This window comes from Massilia sp. Root351 (genome assembly GCF_001425045.1).
Taxonomy (GTDB): domain Bacteria; phylum Pseudomonadota; class Gammaproteobacteria; order Burkholderiales; family Burkholderiaceae_D; genus Rugamonas.
The window spans coordinates 653,034-671,196 of sequence record NZ_LMDJ01000012.1; the positions used below are offsets into that span (position 1 = coordinate 653,034).

18 protein-coding genes and 2 tRNA genes are annotated in these 18,163 nt (G+C 64.9%); 10 read left to right on the forward strand and 10 right to left on the reverse strand.

From position 1 onward, the window contains the following. Nucleotides 1–9 precede the first annotated feature (9 nt). The 3 genes from ASD15_RS15940 to ASD15_RS15950 all read left to right on the forward strand — a co-directional run bounded on the left by ASD15_RS15940 (nucleotide 10) and on the right by ASD15_RS15950 (nucleotide 3,225). On the forward strand, nucleotides 10–312 hold the full coding sequence (locus ASD15_RS15940; RefSeq protein ID WP_229418225.1) for a helix-turn-helix domain-containing protein: 303 nt from the start codon (nucleotides 10–12) through the stop codon (nucleotides 310–312). Between the two features lie 70 nt (nucleotides 313–382). Then, complete coding sequence (locus tag ASD15_RS15945) at nucleotides 383–1,315, forward strand: family 2A encapsulin nanocompartment shell protein (RefSeq protein WP_057155920.1); 933 nt, start codon at nucleotides 383–385, stop codon at nucleotides 1,313–1,315. A gap of 59 nt (nucleotides 1,316–1,374) precedes the next feature. Then, the gene (locus ASD15_RS15950) at nucleotides 1,375–3,225 is read left to right on the forward strand and encodes a family 2A encapsulin nanocompartment cargo protein cysteine desulfurase (protein ID WP_229418226.1); all 1,851 of its coding nucleotides are present in this window, start codon (nucleotides 1,375–1,377) and stop codon (nucleotides 3,223–3,225) included. Here the strand turns inward: ASD15_RS15950 and ASD15_RS15955 are convergent. Next, nucleotides 3,222–3,974 carry a hypothetical protein gene (locus tag ASD15_RS15955; RefSeq protein WP_157200966.1) on the reverse strand — a complete coding sequence of 251 codons (753 nt, stop codon included), beginning with the start codon at nucleotides 3,972–3,974 and terminating at the stop codon, nucleotides 3,222–3,224. The genes ASD15_RS15950 and ASD15_RS15955 overlap by 4 nt on opposite strands. Nucleotides 3,975–4,138: 164 nt before the next feature. Between ASD15_RS15955 and ASD15_RS15960 the strand changes: the two genes are divergently transcribed. The 3 genes from ASD15_RS15960 to ASD15_RS15970 are packed head-to-tail and all read left to right on the forward strand — an operon-like array spanning nucleotide 4,139 to nucleotide 6,823. Then, nucleotides 4,139–5,455 (forward strand): sensor histidine kinase, encoded by a 1,317-nt coding sequence (locus ASD15_RS15960; protein WP_057155922.1) that lies wholly within the window; start codon nucleotides 4,139–4,141, stop codon nucleotides 5,453–5,455. Continuing rightward, a complete protein-coding gene (locus tag ASD15_RS15965) occupies nucleotides 5,452–6,087 on the forward strand; it encodes a response regulator transcription factor (protein WP_057155923.1) in 636 nt (211 codons plus the stop codon). The genes ASD15_RS15960 and ASD15_RS15965 overlap by 4 nt, the downstream gene beginning before the upstream one ends. A gap of 13 nt (nucleotides 6,088–6,100) precedes the next feature. Continuing rightward, on the forward strand, nucleotides 6,101–6,823 hold the full coding sequence (locus tag ASD15_RS15970; RefSeq protein ID WP_162249905.1) for a MipA/OmpV family protein: 723 nt from the start codon (nucleotides 6,101–6,103) through the stop codon (nucleotides 6,821–6,823). A gap of 3 nt (nucleotides 6,824–6,826) precedes the next feature. On the opposite strand, the gene ASD15_RS15975 is transcribed toward ASD15_RS15970, so the two are convergent. From ASD15_RS15975 to pip, 6 genes are all read right to left on the reverse strand, one after another. Beyond that, nucleotides 6,827–7,402: an outer membrane beta-barrel protein gene (locus ASD15_RS15975; protein ID WP_057155925.1), complete on the reverse strand. Its 576-nt coding sequence runs from the start codon at nucleotides 7,400–7,402 to the stop codon at nucleotides 6,827–6,829. A 376-nt stretch (nucleotides 7,403–7,778) separates the two neighbouring features. Continuing rightward, nucleotides 7,779–7,997, reverse strand: a complete 219-nt coding sequence (locus ASD15_RS15980) for a DUF2783 domain-containing protein (RefSeq protein WP_057155926.1) — start codon at nucleotides 7,995–7,997, stop codon at nucleotides 7,779–7,781. A 10-nt stretch (nucleotides 7,998–8,007) separates the two neighbouring features. Beyond that, on the reverse strand, nucleotides 8,008–8,973 hold the full coding sequence (locus ASD15_RS15985; protein ID WP_057155927.1) for an SLAC1 anion channel family protein: 966 nt from the start codon (nucleotides 8,971–8,973) through the stop codon (nucleotides 8,008–8,010). Between the two features lie 112 nt (nucleotides 8,974–9,085). Continuing rightward, on the reverse strand, nucleotides 9,086–10,066 hold the full coding sequence (locus ASD15_RS15990; protein ID WP_057155928.1) for a GlxA family transcriptional regulator: 981 nt from the start codon (nucleotides 10,064–10,066) through the stop codon (nucleotides 9,086–9,088). 75 nt (nucleotides 10,067–10,141) lie between these two features. Beyond that, nucleotides 10,142–10,217: transfer RNA gene (locus ASD15_RS15995), tRNA-Asn, on the reverse strand. A gap of 91 nt (nucleotides 10,218–10,308) precedes the next feature. Beyond that, complete coding sequence (pip, locus tag ASD15_RS16000) at nucleotides 10,309–11,262, reverse strand: prolyl aminopeptidase (protein WP_057155929.1); 954 nt, start codon at nucleotides 11,260–11,262, stop codon at nucleotides 10,309–10,311. A gap of 258 nt (nucleotides 11,263–11,520) precedes the next feature. Between pip and ASD15_RS16005 the strand changes: the two genes are divergently transcribed. After that, on the forward strand, nucleotides 11,521–12,000 hold the full coding sequence (locus ASD15_RS16005) for a hypothetical protein (RefSeq protein WP_157200967.1): 480 nt from the start codon (nucleotides 11,521–11,523) through the stop codon (nucleotides 11,998–12,000). Nucleotides 12,001–12,173: 173 nt separating this feature from the next. Here the strand turns inward: ASD15_RS16005 and ASD15_RS16010 are convergent. Both ASD15_RS16010 and ASD15_RS16015 read right to left on the reverse strand, forming a co-directional pair. Next, a tRNA-Asn gene (locus ASD15_RS16010) sits at nucleotides 12,174–12,249 on the reverse strand. Continuing rightward, nucleotides 12,212–13,450, reverse strand: a complete 1,239-nt coding sequence (locus ASD15_RS16015; RefSeq protein ID WP_057156117.1) for an amino acid aminotransferase — start codon at nucleotides 13,448–13,450, stop codon at nucleotides 12,212–12,214. Before ASD15_RS16015 ends, ASD15_RS16010 begins: the two co-directional genes overlap by 38 nt. Nucleotides 13,451–13,560: 110 nt before the next feature. Between ASD15_RS16015 and uvrB the strand changes: the two genes are divergently transcribed. Beyond that, nucleotides 13,561–15,633 (forward strand): excinuclease ABC subunit UvrB, encoded by a 2,073-nt coding sequence (gene uvrB, locus ASD15_RS16020; protein WP_057155931.1) that lies wholly within the window; start codon nucleotides 13,561–13,563, stop codon nucleotides 15,631–15,633. A gap of 60 nt (nucleotides 15,634–15,693) precedes the next feature. On the opposite strand, the gene ASD15_RS16025 is transcribed toward uvrB, so the two are convergent. Further along, nucleotides 15,694–16,290: a MarC family protein gene (locus ASD15_RS16025; protein WP_057155932.1), complete on the reverse strand. Its 597-nt coding sequence runs from the start codon at nucleotides 16,288–16,290 to the stop codon at nucleotides 15,694–15,696. 113 nt (nucleotides 16,291–16,403) lie between these two features. Here ASD15_RS16025 and ASD15_RS16030 point away from each other — a divergent pair, with 113 nt between their 5' ends. Together ASD15_RS16030 and ASD15_RS16035 are read left to right on the forward strand one after the other, a co-directional pair. Continuing rightward, nucleotides 16,404–16,805 (forward strand): hypothetical protein, encoded by a 402-nt coding sequence (locus tag ASD15_RS16030; RefSeq protein ID WP_057155933.1) that lies wholly within the window; start codon nucleotides 16,404–16,406, stop codon nucleotides 16,803–16,805. A 94-nt stretch (nucleotides 16,806–16,899) separates the two neighbouring features. Continuing rightward, entirely contained in the window at nucleotides 16,900–18,159 is a 1,260-nt protein-coding gene (locus ASD15_RS16035) for a TolC family protein (RefSeq protein ID WP_229418211.1), read from the forward strand. The last annotated feature ends 4 nt before the right edge of the window (nucleotides 18,160–18,163 follow it).

The following is an 18,163-nucleotide window of genomic DNA, read 5'->3' on the forward strand; positions in this document are numbered from 1 at the left end:
CCCGACGACGTGCTGGCGCCGGCACCCGGCGGCGCCAGCGTACCCAGCGCACTGGTACAGAGCTTTGGCATCGGCGTGCGGCGGCTGCGCCAACAGCGCGGCTGGTCGCAGGAACGGTTGGCCGAGAACTCGAACCTGAACCGCTCCTACATCGGTGAAATCGAGCGAGGCTGCGTCATCGCCTCGCTGCTGACGGTGGAGAAACTGGCCGCGGCGCTTGCCCTGACACCCTCGGCGCTGGTGACGCACGGCGAGGCCATCAACGAGATGAATTCACTGCCGGAAGGGAGAGTGATGGCGATAGCATGTTGAGCCGCCCGGCGAGTCACCGCACACTGTGCAAGTAACTAATTTTCTCAACTAATCTGAAATGGAGTCACGGATGTCTGCAACAATCGGCGGCACGACCGCACTGGGCGACAACGCAGCACGGCAATTGGCGAATGCAACCAAGACTGCGCCGCAGCTGGAAACCATCAGCCCGCGCTGGCTGACACACTTGCTGCAATGGGTGCCCGTGGAAGCCGGCATCTACCGCCTGAACAAGGTGAAGAACCCGGAAGCGATCAAGGTCACGTGCACCGCGCGCCAGGAAGAGAATCAGCTGCCGCGCACCTATGTCGACTATGAGGACAACCCGCGCGAGTACTTCCTCAACGCCGTCTCCACCATTCTGGACGTCCATACCCGCGTGTCCGACCTGTACAGCAGCCCGCACGACCAGATCAAGGAGCAGCTGCGCCTGACCATCGAAACCATCAAGGAGAACCAGGAAAGCGAACTGATTAACAACCCCGACTACGGCCTGCTGGCGCAGGTGACGGACGAGCAGCGCATCTTCCCGCTGACCGGTGCGCCCACGCCGGACGACCTGGACGAGCTGCTGACCAAGGTGTGGAAAGAGCCCGCGTTCTTCCTCACGCATCCGTTGGCGATTGCCGCATTCGGCCGCGAAGCGACCCGGCGCGGCACGCCGCCGCCCACCGTGAGCCTGTTCGGCTCGCAGTTCATCACCTGGCGCGGCATCCCGCTGATCCCGTCGGACAAGGTGCCCGTGGCCGACGGCAAGAGCAAGATCCTGCTGCTGCGCGTGGGCGACAAGCGCCAGGGCGTGGTGGGCCTGTTCCAGCCATGCCTGCCGGGCGAGCAGAGCCCGGGGCTGTCGGTACGCTTCATGGGCATCAACAACCACGCGATTTCGTCCTACCTGATCTCGCTGTATTGCTCGCTCGCCGTGCTGACCACGGATGCGCTGGCCGTGCTCGACGACGTCGAAATCGGCAAGTACCACGACTATCCCGACACCTATAAATAAGCCGTCACGTGAGCTACCTTACGCCCCCCACTTCGCTGCCGGCGAACCGGCCCGCCGACGTGCCGGAACCGCCCGGCGCGCCATTCGATCCGGCCGTGCTGGCGCGCCTGGCGACCGAGTTTTTCGCCGCGCCGCCGTTCTCTCCGCGCGGCGTGCAGGCGCCCGGCAATATCGCGCCGGCCGGTTCGCCGCTGGCCAGCCCGGCAGGCTTCGGCCCGTCCGTGCCGGGCACGCCGATTCCGCAAGGGCAAATCCCGGGCGCCAACCTGATCCCGGCCTCACCCACCCAGGTGCTTTCGCTGGGCAACCGCGCGCCGGCACTGGCGCCGGCGGCGCCGGCCGGCAACGGCGTGCCGGACAAGGTGTTCAGCACCTTGCCGGCTTACGAACCGCGCATCGGCGGGGCCGCGCTCGGCGTGGCGGAAACGCTGGGCAATGCAGCGCCCGCAGCGGCTTCCGTCACCGCGCCCGCAGCGGCACCGTTTTCGGCACCGTTTTGGGCACCGGCTGCGGCGCCTGCTACGGTGCCTGTTGCCACGCCTGCCGCAGCATTCCCGCCCCCGCCGGCGCCCTCGCAAGCGCCGCAGTACTACTTCATCGACTCGGTGGTCCTGCCCAGCGGCTACGTCACGCCCGCCAAGCCGGCGCCGCATGACGGCGTGCCGCTGGCAGGCGGCGGCCGCCACGCGCCGTTCGACGTGCACGCCGTGCGGCGCGATTTCCCCATCCTGCAGGAGCGCGTCAACGGCCGCCAGCTGGTGTGGTTCGACAACGCCGCCACCACGCACAAGCCACAGTCCGTGATCGACCGCATCAACTACTTCTACGAACACGAGAACTCCAACATTCACCGCGCCGCGCATGCGCTGGCGGCGCGCGCGACGGACGCCTACGAAGGCGCGCGCCAACGCGTGCAGCGCTTCCTGAACGCCCCGGAAGTAAACGAAGTGATCTTCGTGCGCGGCACCACCGAAGCCATCAACCTGGTGGCCAAAAGCTGGGGCGCGCAGCACGTGGGCGAAGGTGACGAGATCATCGTCTCCAACCTGGAGCACCACGCCAACATCGTTCCGTGGCAGCAGCTGGCCGCAGCCAAAGGCGCCAGGCTGCGCGTGATCCCGGTGGACGACAGCGGGCAAGTGCTGCTCGACGAATACCGCAAGCTGCTCAACGACCGCACCAAGCTGGTCGCGGTGACGCAGGTGTCAAATGCACTGGGTACCGTCACGCCGGTCAAGGAGATCGTCGAACTGGCCCACCGGGCGGGCGCGAAGGCGCTGGTGGACGGAGCGCAATCGGTGTCGCACATGCGCGTGGACGTGCAGGACCTGGGTGCGGACTTCTTCGTCTTCTCCGGCCACAAGGTGTTCGGCCCGACCGGCATCGGCGTGCTTTGGGGCAAGCGCGAAGTGCTGGAGGATATGCCGCCATGGCAAGGCGGCGGCAATATGATCGCCGACGTCACCTTCGAGAAGACCGTGTTCCAGCCCATCCCGAACAAGTTCGAAGCAGGCACCGGCAACATCGCCGACGCGGTGGGGCTGGGCGCGGCGATCGACTACGTCAACCAGATCGGCATTGAGAACATTGCCCGCTACGAGCACGACTTGCTGGTGTATGGCACGCAGCAGCTGTTGGGCATCAAGGGCGTGCGCCTGATCGGCACGGCACGCGACAAGGCCAGCGTGATGTCCTTCGTACTGGACGGCTACAGCACCGAAGAGGTGGGCAAGGCGCTCAACGAGGAAGGCATCGCCGTGCGTACCGGGCACCATTGCGCGCAGCCGATACTGCGCCGCTTCGGCGTCGAAACCACAGTGCGGCCCTCGCTGGCGTTCTACAACACTTTCGACGAAATCGACCGCCTGGCAACCGTTGTCAGAAGGCTCGCCGGGGCCCGGGCGCACTAGTCGTACAGCGTTCCCACCGCCAGCGGCTTGCCGCGGGCAAGTACTTCGCCCTGCACTGGCCAGTCGGCAAAGCGGTAAATGGCGACCTGGTAGGTGCCCATGGTGGGATTCTCAAAGGGGTAGCCGCGCTCCACGGCGAGCGGCGTGAGCGCGCCGGCGGCATCCTTGTGCAGCACCTCGGGCACTGGACCGGACGCTGCGTACACGAACTTCACGCCTGCGCACTTCCTGCCGATCAGGCGCAGGCGGTAGCCGGACTCGCGCTGCGCGCTCAGCAACTGCTCGCAAGCGGCGCGCAGGCTGGCGCCGTCATACACGCCATCCTCGCGCTCGCGGATCGAATAGCGGCCGCTGAAGTGATAGTGGCCCTTCTGGCGGTTCAGGCGCAGCACCGCATCCTCGTCGAAGGCCTGCTTCAGCATTGGCAGCGTGAGACGGCCGATGGCGTCCACCGGCAGCGTCATGTTCACGGTTTCCCCTGCCAATTGCACCTCCAGGCCGTCCAGTGGAAGCTCCGGGCGGTTCGGGCGGATCTGAAGGTGTGCCTGGATCAGGGGCCGCGTCTTCAGGTACGGCGCGAAAAAGCGCGCGGCCTTGTAGGCGTGGCGGTAGCTATGCCATTCGGCGTCGCGCTGGGCCGGAATCACCACCCGGGGCAAGGCCTCTTCCGCATCCGAGTCCGCATGCGCTTGCGCGGGCCACAGCGCGCAAGCCAGCAGCGGCGCCAGCATCAACATCGGCATTCTCATCGCGTCCCTCCCTTTGCATTCATTGCAGCCCGGCGGCATTCTACGGCATGGCGCGCGCGCCGCCATATGCCGGAAGTCAGGTAGGCATGACTTTCGGCACTTTGAAGCGTGGAATGGCTCAAGTAGAATGGCATCCGCTCAACCTTGCCAAATTGACAGGCCTAATGACACACATCAGCAACAGCCCACCGCGCGCCTCCAGCCGCTACCCCGCCGCCGCACTGGTCGCCAGCGTTACCCTGGCGCTGCTGGAACTGGCCCCACCATGGGCTGCGGGCCCCGGCCGCGCCGAACTGCACAATGCCGTCGGCCAATTGGCACGCTATCTGGCCAGCCTGTTCACGCCCGCGCCGTCGCTGGTGCGGGCTGGCTCCGACCGCGCGCGCATGGCCTACGAGCTGTTCCTGTGCGGCGAAGCGCTTCTGATGGCTGCGTTCATCTGCCTGCTGTGGTGGCGCATCCGCCCCGCAATCCGGGCGGCTACGTGGCTGGATACGCGGCTGCTGTCAATCCCGCTGCTGACCGTCCAGCTGCTCATTGGCGTGGCGCTCGATTCGCTGGCCTTCCACCTGATCTTCGCCATGCAGCTGGCAGCGCTGCTGCCGCTGCGCCGCGCGCTGGCCTGGCTGGCGCTGCAGCTGCTGCTTGGCATAGCCATGGACGCATGGGTACTGGCTCGCGCCGGCATCTACCTGAGCGACAACGGCATCGGCACCACGCTGGCCATACTCACCTCCGAACGCTGCGTGCTGCTGCTGGGCTTCGCCCTTGCCTACATGGTGCTGCAGGAGCAGCAAGGCCGCATGCGGCTGGCCGCCAGCAACGCGCAACTGCGCGCCACGCAGTCGCTGCTGGGCGACACGGTGCGCGCATCCGAACGCATGCGCATCGCGCGCGACCTAAACGACGCCGTCGGCCACCATCTGACCGCGCTCAACCTGCACCTGGACCTGGCGCTGCGCCAGTCCGCAAGCCAACTCGCTGGCCAGCCCGCCACCGCGCTCGCCACCGCCCGTGAGCTGTCGCTATCGCTGCTGGCGGAAGTGCGCGGCGTGGTCAGCACCGAACGCCAGGAAAGCGGAATCAAGGTGCGGCAAGCCTTACAGCTGCTGTGCGCCGGCATCCCCTCGCCCGCCATAGAACTGGCCATGGACAGCCGGGTGGACGAATGCCCGCCCGCCGCCGCGCACACCTTGCTGTGCTGCGTGCAGGAAGCCGTCACCAACACCGTGCGCCATGCGCGCGCCACGCTGCTGACGATAGACATCCAGGCCGACAGCCATGGCCTGCTGGCACGCATTGCCGACAATGGCCAGGGCAGCGGCGGTGCGCCGGAAGGCAACGGCCTGGCCGGCATGCGCGAGCGGCTGTCCGAACATGGCGGCATGCTGTGCACAGGCCGTAGCGATGGCAACGCAGGCGCCGTCCGGCACGGCTATTGCCTTGAATTCTCGCTGCCGCTCGCCGGAGCGCGCGCATGATCCGCGTGGTGCTGGTGGACGACCAGATGCTGGTGCGCAGCGGCATACGCGGCCTGCTCGACCTCACGCCGGACATCCGCGTAGTGGCAGAAGCAGCCGATGGCGCCGAAGCGGCCGCCGTGATCGCACAAGCGAACGCCGACGTGCTGCTGCTCGACGTACGCATGCCCCATTGCAGCGGCATCGAACTGCTGCGGCGCGAACAGGGCCGCCTGCCGCCCACCATCCTGCTCACCACCTTCGACGACGACGACGCGCTGTTCGACGGCATGCGCGCCGGCGCGCGCGGCTTCCTGCTCAAGGATATTTCGCTGGAGCGCCTGGCCGAGGGCATCCGCAGCGTGGCCGCAGGCGCCACGCTGTTCCGCCCCGCTCTCACCGAACGCACCCGCGCGGCCTACCAAAAGCCGGCTGCAGCGCCATCGGCCATGGCGCTGTGCGCCCCGCTCACCAGCCGCGAAACGGAAATCCTCGCGCTGATGGCGGCAGGCTTCAACAACGCCGAAATCGCCCAGGCGCTCGGCCCCAGCGAAGGCACCATCAAGAACCATGTCTCAAGCATCCTTTCCAAACTGGGCGTGCGCGACCGCGTGCGCGCCGTCCTGCGCGGCCTCGAACTGGGACATATCTGAGATGGCGGTGAAGATGGCGTCGAAGTTCGTAGCAGCAAGCTCGCTTGCCGTGGCCCTGGCGCCCGCGCTGGCGCAATCGGACCTGAGCCTGCTGCCGGAAGGATCGAAAGAACTGACGCTGGGCGCTACGCTGGGCAGCTCGCCCAGCCGCTATGGCAGCGCGGCGCGCTCCACCTATCTGCTGCCGCAGTTTTCCGTGGAATGGAGCAATGGCATTTTCGTGGAAGGTCTGGTGCTCGGCATGCATATGTCGGACGCGCCGCTGCTGCGCTATGGCCCGCTGTTGGCGCTGGACTTCGGCACGCAGCTCGCCGACGGCAGCACGGGCAAGTTCCGGCCGGTAGCCGGAGGCTTCATCAACTACGTGCCAGTGCAGGAGTTGTCGCTGCACGCGCACGTATTCACACCGCTTGGCGACGCCGGGCGCGTGCGGCTCAACGCGCGAGCCGGCACGCAAGCGACGCTGGCGCCGCGCCACCAACTGTTCGCCGGCGTGGGCGCCAACCTGCTCGGCGGCGGCGCCATGCAGGCGGACTTCGGCACCGCAAACTACCGTCCATCCGGCGGCGTGCGCGACGTGTACGCGGACCTGCGCTGGCAATGGCAGTTCAGTGCCAAGTACACCCTGATCAGCGCGGTGCAGGCCAGCCGCCTGCTTGGCGACGCCGCCGCCAGCCCGCGCACCAGCGAGCGCACCGGCGTCACCACCTCCGTCACGCTCAGGTATGGCTACTGAAGCTCAGAAGCCCATCTTCACGCCCAGCTGCAAGGCGTTGTGCTTGACGTTCACGCCGTCCTTGCGGGTGCGGCCCAGGTTCTCGTATTCCACCGTCAGCGCAGCCTCTTTGGTGATGTTGTAGGCCATGCCCACACCGAGCAGAGGCTTGGTGGACGACACACTGCCGGAAGCGGCCGTGCCCTCGTAGCGGTTTCGCGTCACGCCCAGCTTGCCGAACACCGACCAGTCGTCGTTGAAATGATGCGTGGCGCGGCCGGCCAGGTAGAAATTGCTGGCCTTGAAGGTTGGTTCGCTGGCCATACCCAGCAGCGCCTTGTCGAAACGCGCCTTGCCGCCCTGCGCATACCCCGCCTCCAGCGCCAGGTAGTCCGTCAGCGCAAAGCCTCCGTACACCTTGAAGATGGTCCCGGCGTCGTCGCTGGCGGTTTTGCCGTTGGCGGGATTGCGGTACGTCAGCGTGCCGCCCCTGGACGCGGTAACGCCAGCGTAATAGTTCTCTTCGGGAGCTGCCGCCGAAGCAGCGAACGGAGCCAGTCCGGCAGCGGCCAGCAAGGTGGAGATCAGTAATTTGGTCATACGGTTCCTTAAATTGAGAGCTGATTCCGGCAAGCTCGGAAGGCCGAATCAGTGCTGCAATTTTAGGAAGGCGCCGACAATGGCGCATGTGCCATCAGGCACAAAGCAGAACCATGACTTTAGACACGGTGCAGGCATGCGGCCGATGCGGCTGCGCGTGCCCGCAACGTGCATCAGCGGACAGTATGCGCCGGATCGACGTGCGCGCGGATGGAAAGGAAGAATGCCTGCACCTCCGGCAGCGCATGCTGCAAATGGCGTTCGGTCAGTTCAGCTTGACGCGCCGGTCGAAGGTGCGGGGCTCGCTGGGGAGCCCGACGTTGGCAGCAACAGGAGGACTGGACCGTTTATGCATAAGCCCAACAATACGGCAAGCTTAGCGCGGCAGCGTTCGTTCGACGTTGATGCGGGCCAGCGCGAAGGCCTGCCGCAACACCGCCAGGTCGCCGATGTGGTTCGCCAGCAGCAGGATCAGCTGGGCGCTCAGCATCTTGCTTTGGCTCTCGTCCAGGCCATTGTGCGAGTCGCTCAGCATGTCATAGAAGTCGTCGAAGTCGTCGAGGTTGGAACCCAGGGTGAGCGGCGCGTTGTGCATATGCCCTCCTTCAAGCGGTCAGGATGCGGCCGGTGGCCAGTCCATGCACGGTGCGGATGGCCAGCACGGCGACCGATACCGTCAGCAGGGCAAGCAGCAGCACCGCAATCCATTCCAGGCCTTTGCTGCCGGCCGACGCGGAGTACAGCAGCGCGGAGTTGCTCAGTGCCGCCATCGGGAAGCCGATGGCCCACCACGACGGCGAAAACGGCGCCGGCTTGGCGGCCAGGCGGTAGCAGACGATGACAAACAGGAACAGAGCGAAGTAGAACAGCAGCGCTGCGAACATGTCCACCTGCTGCACCAGGTTGACGTAAGCAATAAAGCCCACCGCGAACGGCGCGACCAGGATCATTTTGGACGGGCGCATGCCGTCCGCCATGGGCGCGTGATGCACCAGCCGCGAGAAAATCAGGATGAAGAACACCACCGCGCTGACGCCGCCAACGGCTGCGGCAAGCAGGTTCACTTCGTGCGTCCAGCCAGCCGTCAGCGTGCCGCCGGTGACCACGATATCGAGGCTGCCAACGCCCGCGATCAGCCACGCGGGCACCGCACTCGCGGCGGCGGCGTTGCCGTTCAGGAGGCGCGCAATCATCACCACCGCCAGCGCCAGCGTGACCGCCGCGCCGATGGCCCAGACCACCAGCTGCGCATCGGCACTGTAGGCGCCGATTACGCTGGACAGCAGCAAGATGCTGATGCCGACGGTGCCGAAAAAACTGCCGATAACGGGATGCGAAAATTCGTCCTTCACCAGCTCGGGATGCCTGACCAGCTTGCCCAGGTAGGACAGGCTCAGCACCGCGAACACGGCCAGGGCGACCACGCCGATGGCGTTCGATACGGCGATATCGGCGCCATAGGCCTTGCTGGCAAGGCGCCAGGCGAGAGACAGGCCGGCGATGCTCATGACCGAGCCGAACAGGCTCACGGGCAGGTAACGGATAGACGGACGTGCTTGGGCGGATTCCATGATGATGACTCCAGTTGTGATTGCGTGGAGGCATTGTGCATGAGCAAAACGGGTCCGTGAGCGGGGTTCCCCCGGCTTGGCCCAAAACCCGTTCCGCTTGTCCCAAAAGCGGCTATCGGGCTGCTACCTGGCCCTCGTCGGCAGCGCGAAAACGCTCGCGGTACAGCTTGGGCGTGGTGCCCATCTGGCGTGAAAAGCTCATGCGCATCTGCGTCGCGTTATTAAAGCCGCAACGGAACGCCACTGTTTTCAGCGGCACGTCCGTCTCTTCCAGCAGCTTGCGGGCGAAGTCGATGCGCACCTGGTCCACAAACACGGACGGCGTAACGTGGGCGTGCTTGGCGAAGGCGCGCGAGAACGTGCGGCGGCTCACGCCGACCGCATCGGCAATGTCCTCGATGGTCAGCGCATCGCCGATGTGGTCGGTTACATAGCGCAGCACTTTCGACACCAGCGAGTCCTCGTCCGCCCCTACTGCGAGATAGGGGCTGTATTGCGACTGGCCGCCATCCCGGCGTATGTAGACGATGAGGCGCTTGGCCACCTTCATCGCCAGCTCGTGTCCCCAGTCCTCGGCAATCAGCGCCAGGCACAGGTCGATGCCGGCGGTCACGCCGCCGCAGGTGAACAGATTGCCGTCGCGGACGAAGATTTTATCGGGCCGCACGTTGGCGTCCGGGAATTGCATGGATAGCCGTTCGGCGTGGTCCCAGTGCGTGGTGATTTCCCGGCCGGCGAGCAAGCCGGCATGCGCCAGCAGAAAGACGCCGTTGCACACGGCGCCGAAGCGGCCGGCGGCGAGCGCCCGGTCGTTCAGCCAGGCCAGGAAGGCCGGCTCCGGCTGGTATTCCGGATACCGGGGGCCGCCCGCAACCAGCAGCAAATCGCTCTCAGTGTGGAAATTGGAGTAGTCGCAATGGACTTTGAATTCCATCCCGCTCGAGCACATCACGCTATCCGGGCGGCCGCCCACCATCGTGGTGTGATAGTGGTCCTTCTCCGGCAGCAGGCGGTTAGCCTCCGCGAACACATCCAGCGGACCTGCCACGTCAAGCGCCTGCACGCCATCCAGTACAACCAAAGTCAATTTCATCGGATACTCACCTTTCAATGATGAGCATAATGCAAAAAAGCCCAACCGGTGAAGGCTGGGCTTTTTTATGTATTTTGGCTCCCCGACCTGGACTCGAACCAGGGACCTGCGGATTAACAGTCCGTCGCTCTACCGACTGAGCTATCAGGGATTAGAAGAAAGATTATATACGGGCCGAACGGATCTCACAAGTGCCGTTCGGCAAGTCGCGTTGACGGGAAACGGATCAAGCGAGTGGATCCTCACGTAGCGCGGAAGTGTCCGTGCCGCCTGAACAGCTCGGCTGCCTGCAGCAACACCTCCTGCATGCCGGGCTCGAAGGCGGTGTGACAGCCGTCTTCAATGATGCGCAACGCAGCGCCCGGCCACGTGCCGGCCACCCGAAAGGCCGTCAGCGGCACGCTAAGCGTATCGTGCCGTCCCTGAATCACCATGGCAGGCAGGTGGGCGATGCGGTGCATATTCCGCAGCAACTGGCCATCCTCAAAAAAGCCGCGGTTGCGGAAGTAGTGGACCTCCAGGCGCGCCAAATTGACGGCCAGCGCGTCCGATTGCGGCAAACCTGAGGCTGCGCCGCCGCGCAGCGAAGCGCGTGCCATCTCAAACCGGCACCAGCGCTGCGCTGCGGGGAGATACGTCGCCTCGTCTTCGCACAGCAACCGGCGCGCGTACGCGCCCAGCAAATCTTCCCGCTCTTCAGCCGGAATAGGACCAGCCAGCTCCGCGTACAGTTCGGGATGGAACAGCCGCGCCCCCTCGAAAAACCACGCAATCTCCTCGCGCGTGCACAGGAAGGGGCTGCGCAGGATGAAGCCCAGGCAGCTTGCCGGATGCGCCTGGCCATAGGCCAGCGTCAGGGTGGCGCCCCATGAGCCGCCAAACAGCAGCCATTGCTCAATGCCGAGCAGCGCGCGCAGCGCTTCGATATCGGCCACCAGCAGCGGCGTGGTATTGGCGCGCCATTCGCCTGGCGGCGTCGAGTTGCCCGCGCCGCGCTGGTCGAACTGCACGATGCGGTAATGATCCGGGTCAAACAACTGCCTCCAGACAGGCGAACTCCCGGCGCCCGGCCCGCCATGCAGCACCAGCACCGGCGCGCCGTTCGGATTGCCGGATTCTTCCCAGTAAATGGCGTGCAGCGCGTCGACCGGCAGCATGCCGTGGCGGTACGGTGCGAGCGGAGGAAAAAAAGGCATCAGTTTGACCGTTTAAGACGTTGCCGAAATCACACTTACTTCGCCCTGCTTCGTACCCGGCCTTCCATCAGGTAGCCAAACAGAGGGCCGTTAGGATCCTGTCCGTGATAATGCGTGCATTTTTTATCTGGGCACAATGCTATCCTGAGTGCCGACGGCCGGGTTCGGCAAAATGCGGATCTTCGGCGACACACTCGCATCAGTGGGCAGCAAGCGGCCCCAATTCTCGCGTGCCCAATAAAATGAAAGAGAGTTTGCATGACTTCAGGCAGTCCAGCTACTAAATTTGCGCGCGTTGGCATACTTGCGTTGTTGGCTTGTGTTGCTTGCTCTACGATGAGTACGGCTGTCGCGGGAACATCTTCCAAGGAATTAATGGAGTGTATGGTCAGCAACGCTAGTCCGGCGGAACGCTTCGATACCGCTCTAGTGACTTGGGTCGCCGCTTCTTACCATCCATCGATGCCACCGGAGCTTAGGGTGCCGGAGCAGTCCAAGGAACTGATTTACCGCCGCGTGGGGAAGTTGCTAGACCGACTGCTGTTGGAAGTGTGCACTGACAAGGCACGAGCCACCATCCGTACTGAAGGAACAACAGGTTTGGCTGCGGCGCTACATGCCTTTTGGGCGTCCGGCACCGTGGAGCTCAATCAAAGCAAGGAAGCCACGTCTGTTTTTGGGGAAATCTGGGGCTACGCGGACGGGAAGAAAATTTCGGGTGCTCTGCAGGGGAAGTAGCTGCTCGCCAGACATGCTGATGGCCGAAGTCGGCCGGGAGCTGCCGTTCGTACATTTCGGCTTACCCATCGACATGGAGAAATGGCAACGCTCCAACGCGTTCCCAGCGGCCCAATAAACTGGTCCTAAAACGCAAAAAGCCCAACCGGTTAAGGCTGGGCTTTTCTGTGTTCTGGCTCCCCGACCTGGACTCGAACCAGGGACCTGCGGATTAACAGTCCGTCGCTCTACCGACTGAGCTATCAGGGTAGAGGACTTTGGCGATGGCGTCAACCACCTTGTCGATATTGGTCGAGTTCAGCGCGGCCACGCAGATGCGGCCCGTGTCCACGGCGTAGATCGATTCGGCGCGCAGCGCGTCCACTTGCGCCTTGGTCAGGCCCGAGTAGGAGAACATGCCCACCTGCTCGCGCACGAATTCGAAGTCGTGCGCCGGCGCTTTTTCCTTCAGCTTCTTGACGAAAGCATCACGCATTTCCTTGATGCGCACGCGCATGGCGGCCAGCTCGTCTTCCCACAGCTGGCGCAGTTCCGGCGTGGTCAGCACGGTGGCCACCACCTTGCCGCCGTGGACCGGAGGGTTGGAGTAGTTGGTGCGCACCACGCGCTTGAGCTGCGACATCAGGCGCGCGGCTTCGTCGGCCGATGCGGCCACCACGCTCAGTGCGCCCACGCGCTCGCCGTACAGCGAGAACGACTTGGAGAACGAGTTCGACACCAGCAGCGGGCCGCCGGTGGCTGCAAAGCGGCGCACCACGGCGCCGTCTTCGGCGATGCCGGAGCCGAAGCCCTGGTAGGCCATGTCCAGGAACGGCACCAGGCCGTTGGCGGCCACGACGGCAATAATCTCGTCCCACTGGGCCGAGGTCAGGTCGGCGCCGGTCGGGTTGTGGCAGCAGGCGTGCAGCAGCACGATGGAGCCGGCGGGCATGGCCTTGATGTCGGCCAGCATGCCGGCGAAGTTCACGCCGTGGGTGCCCGCGTCATAGTAGGTGTAGTTGTTGACCTTGAAGCCGGCGCTCTCAAACAGGGCGCGGTGGTTTTCCCAGCTCGGATCGCTGATGTAGACCTGCGCACCGGGGGCGAAGCGCTGCAGGAAGTCGGCGCCGATTTTCAGCGCGCCGGTGCCGCCGATGGCCTGCACGGTCACCGCACGTTTCTCTTGAATTACGGCGCTGTCGGCGCCAAATACCAGCTCTTGCACTGCCTTGTCGTAAGCGGCCAGGCCTTCGATCGGCAGATAAGTGCGCGGGGTGGGCTGGGCGATCAGCGCCGCTTCCGCCTTCTGCACGCACGACAGCAGCGGAACCTTGCCATTGTTGTCATAATAGACGCCTACGCCAAGATTGATCTTGGCCGGGTTGGTGTCGGCATTGAAGGCCTCGGTAATGCCGAGGATCGGGTCGCGCGGGGCCATCTCGATGGCGCTGAAAACGGAAGGGTTCGTCATGATAAGATTGGATTCGATTAGAAGCGGTTCGCAGCGGATACGTGTCAGCGCCCGAACAAAATCCGGTTTTAAGCGCCAACAATCGCATATTCTATCAAAGGTCTGACCTCATGGCTGATTCGCAACCTAATAATTCTGCAGCACCCACCGTCGTCACCTTCCCGGATTCGCCCTTCAAGCTGCACCAGCCCTTCCCTCCGGCAGGCGACCAGCCAACCGCGATCGACGGTTTGTGCGAGGGCATCAGCGACGGCTTGTTCTTCCAGACGCTGCTCGGCGTGACCGGTTCGGGCAAGACCTACACCATGGCCAACGTGATCGCCCGGATGGGCCGTCCCGCCATCGTGTTCGCGCCCAACAAGACGCTGGCCGCGCAGCTCTACAGCGAGTTCCGCGAGTTCTTCCCGGAGAACGCGGTCGAATACTTCGTGTCCTACTACGATTACTACCAGCCGGAAGCGTACGTGCCGCAGCGCGACCTGTTCATTGAAAAGGACTCGTCCATCAATGAGCACATCGAGCAGATGCGCCTGTCCTGCACCAAGTCGCTGATGGAGCGGCGCGACGTGGTGATCGTGGCCACCGTGTCGGCCATCTACGGTATCGGTAATCCGAACGAGTACCACCAGATGATCCTGACGCTGCGCCAGAAGGACCGCGTGGCCCAGCGCGACATCATCGCGCGCCTGATCCAGATGCAGTACACCCGCAACGAAGTGGACTTCGGGCGCGGCACCTTCCGCGTGCGCGGCGACACCATCGACATCTTCCCGGCCGAACACGCCGAACTGGCGGTGCGCCTGGAGATGTTCGACGACGAGCTGGAATCGATCCAGCTGTTCGATCCGCTGACCGGCCGCGTCAAGCAGAAGATCCCGCGCTTCACCGTCTACCCGGGTTCGCATTACGTGACGCCGCGCTCCACCGTGCTGCGCGCCATCGAGACCATCAAGGATGAACTGCGCGAACGGCTGGAGTTCTTCCGCAAGGAGACCAAGCTGATTGAAGAGCAGCGCCTGGAACAGCGCACCCGCTTCGACCTGGAGATGATGGCCGAAATCGGCTTCACCAAGGGCATCGAGAACTACTCGCGCCACCTGAGCGGCGCCAAGGCCGGCGAACCGCCGCCGACCTTGGTGGACTACCTGCCGCCGGACGCGCTGATGTTCCTGGACGAGTCGCACGTGCTGATCGGCCAGCTGTCGGCCATGTACAACGGCGACCGTTCGCGCAAGACCAATTTGGTGGACTACGGCTTCCGCCTGCCCTCGGCGCTGGACAACCGCCCACTCAAGTTCGAGGAGTTCGAAGCGAAGATGCGGCAAACCGTGTTCGTGTCGGCCACTCCGGCGGACTACGAGAACAAACGCGCCGACCAGGTGGTGGAACAGGTGGTGCGTCCCACCGGCCTGGTGGACCCGCTGGTCATCGTGCGCCCTGCCCGCACCCAGGTGGACGATCTGATGTCCGAGATCCAGGACCGCATCGCCAAGAACGAGCGGGTACTGGTGACCACGCTGACCAAGCGCATGTCCGAGCAGCTCACCGAATATCTGGGCGACCACGGCATCAAGGTGCGCTACCTGCACAGCGATATCGAAACGGTGGAACGGGTGGAGATCCTGCGCGACCTGCGCATCGGCACCTTCGACGTGCTGGTGGGGATCAACCTGCTGCGCGAAGGCCTGGACTTGCCGGAAGTGTCACTGGTGGCGATCCTGGACGCGGACAAGGAAGGCTTCCTGCGCTCCGAGCGTTCGCTGATCCAGACCATAGGCCGCGCGGCGCGCAATCTGAACGGCGTGGCGCTGCTGTACGCGGACCGCATGACCGATTCGATGGAGCGCGCCATCGGCGAGACCGAGCGCCGGCGCGCCAAGCAGATCGCCTTCAACGCGGCCAACGGCATCGTGCCGCGCGGCGTGCACAAGGTGATCAAGGACATGATCGACGGCGTTTACAGCCCGCAGGACGCGCGCGAGCAGCTGGAAGTGGCGCAGGAGGCGGCCAAGTACGAATCCATGAGCGAGAAGCAGATCAGCAAGGAGATCAAGCGCCTGGAGAAGGCCATGCTGGACCACGCCAAGAACCTGGAGTTCGAAAAGGCCGCGCAGGTGCGCGACCAGTTGCATGTGCTCAAGCAGCAGCTGTTCGGCGTGCCAGGGGCGGACGTGATCAGCTAATCAACTCATCCGATCAACTCCGCCAGTCAAAAAAGGCCGATCCGCGATCGGCCTTTTTGCTTACAGCGTCTTGACGAATTCCCGGATGCCGCCCAGCAGCATCTCGATCGACATGGCAGCCAGGATCAGGCCCATGAGGCGTTCGAAGGCCGTCATCACCTGCGGGCCGAGCACCTTCTGCAGGCGCTCGGCGCCCAGGAACACTGCCAGCCACACCACCACCACGGCGGCTAGCGCGGCCACGTGGATCAGCACTTCGCCGGTGCTCTCGCGCGAGAACAGCAGCACCGTGGCCAGCGCCGAAGGGCCGGCCAGCGCGGGGATCGCGAGCGGCACGATGAATGGCTCGCCGCCCTCATTCCGGCCCAGCACCCCATCCGGGTGCGGGAAGATCATGCGGATGGCGATCAGCAGCAGGATCACGCTGCCGGCGATGCGCAGCGACGCTTCGGACAGCTGCAGCGCCACCAGGAAGTGGCGGCCGAAGAACATGAAGACCAACAGCACCACGAAGGCGATCATGCATTCGCGGACCACGATGCGCGGCCGGCGCGCGGGCGGCACCGGGCCAAGCGCAGTGGCGAACAACGGGACGTTGCCGAAGGGGTCAGTCACCAGCAATAGCAGGATGAAAGTCTGGAAAAAATTCTGGGTCATTAAGGGCTTTCGGGTATGGGCAGGCCGGTCCGTGCGGCGCGCCAGGCCGGAGTTTACTACACGGCAAGGCCTTGGCCGCGAATGCCGCTCGATAATGCTGCTAGAATTAGGCCATGCGTAAATTGTTCCTGATTCTGCTGCTTGCCGTTCTGCCGCTCCAGTATGCCTGGTCTGCGGCAGCGGCCTATTGCGGGCATGAACAGGAACAAAGCCAGCATTTCGGCCACCACGCGCACCAGCACAACGCGCAAGCCGGCGCGCACGACGGCGACGACGCCAGCGGCGACGGCGATGGGGCCGCCGATGGCGGCGGGCATAGCGGCAAGCCGCCCGGCAACGCCAAGGTGCACGCCGATTGCGCCGTGTGCCACCACGCAGTACAGGCGTCCATCCTGGCAGGCATGGCCACGCCGCCGGATACGGCCAGCGCCGGCTATCCGCCCTCGTCCGATCTCCGCTTCACATCCCACATCGCCGACGGGCCGAAAAAGCCCGATTGGCATCCCGCTGCCTAGCGCGGCGGGACTCTTTCCAACTTACTGAAGTCCCGTCGAATTTCTTTTCCCGATACTGGAGAATTCGATGGTCAAATTCCTTTGGCCGCTAGCCATGGCAGCGCTTGTCGCGCCCATGCATGCGGCCGCACAACAAGCGGAGCCGGAGCAGCAGCCGGCCCTCACCTTGCGCGCCGCCCTGGCGCTGGCCGCGCAAGCCAATCCCGTGCTGGCGGCGGCCCGCTACGAAGCCGAGGCACAGGAGGGCCTGGTGATACAGGCGGCCGCCCGCCCCAATCCCACGCTGTCGTTTGAACGCGTGGGCCGCAGCGGAGGCGGCGAATCCGACGGCGAAAAAACCTGGCAGCTCAGCCAGCAGCTGGAACTCGGCGGCAAGCGTTCGGCGCGCTTGGCCGCCGCCGAACGCGGACGCGACGCCGCCGGCGCGGCGCTGGAAGCGCAGCGCATGGAACTGCACGCAAGCGTGGTGACTGCCTTTTACGACGTGCTGGTGGCACAGGAACGCCTGCGCCTGGCGCAAGATGGCAGCGAACTGGCGCGGCGCGCGACCGAGGCCGCCAACAAGCGCGTCGCCGCCGGCAAAGTGTCGCCGGTCGATGAAACCAAGGCGCGGCTGGCGGAAGCCAATGTGCAGCTGGAGCAGTCCAATGCGACGGCGGCGCTGGCCTCTGCGCGCCAGCGGCTTGCCGCGCACTGGCAGCAGCCTGGCGCCAGCGGTTCGCGCGGCGCTGAGCGCGCTGAGCGCGCTGAGCGTGTGGAAGGCGATATCGGCTTGCTGCCGGAGCCGCCGTCGGCGTCGGCCATGGAAAGCTGGCGCGCGCAGTCGCCGGCGCTGATGCCGGCCCGGCTGGAGCTGGAGCGCCGCAAGGCGGTGTCGCAGCTTGAACTGGCCAACCGCGCACCGGACCTGACGCTCAGCGTCGGCAGCAAGCGCATGGTGGACCCTTCGCGCAGCCAGACCGTGCTGGGATTGTCGCTGCCCCTGCCCCTGTTCGACCGCAACCAGGGCAACGTCCTGGCGGCGCAGAGGCAGGCTGACAAGGCCGGCGCCGAACTGGCCGCCGCCGCCGTCAGGCTGGAATCCGAACTGGCGCAAGCGGTGCAGGAGCTGCGCGCGGCACGCCAGGCACTGGCGCTGCTGCGCGGCGAAATCCTGCCGGGAGCGCAGCAAGCGAGCGAAGCGGCCCGCAAGGGTTTCGAATTCGGCAAACACAATTTTATCGACGTGCTCGACGCGCAGCGCACGCTGCTGCAGGCGCGCGCGCAGTATCTGACGACGCTGTCGGACGGACACCGCGCTGCTGCCGCCATCGAACGCATCCTCGGCCACGGCACGCCGTACAACCAACACTGAACCA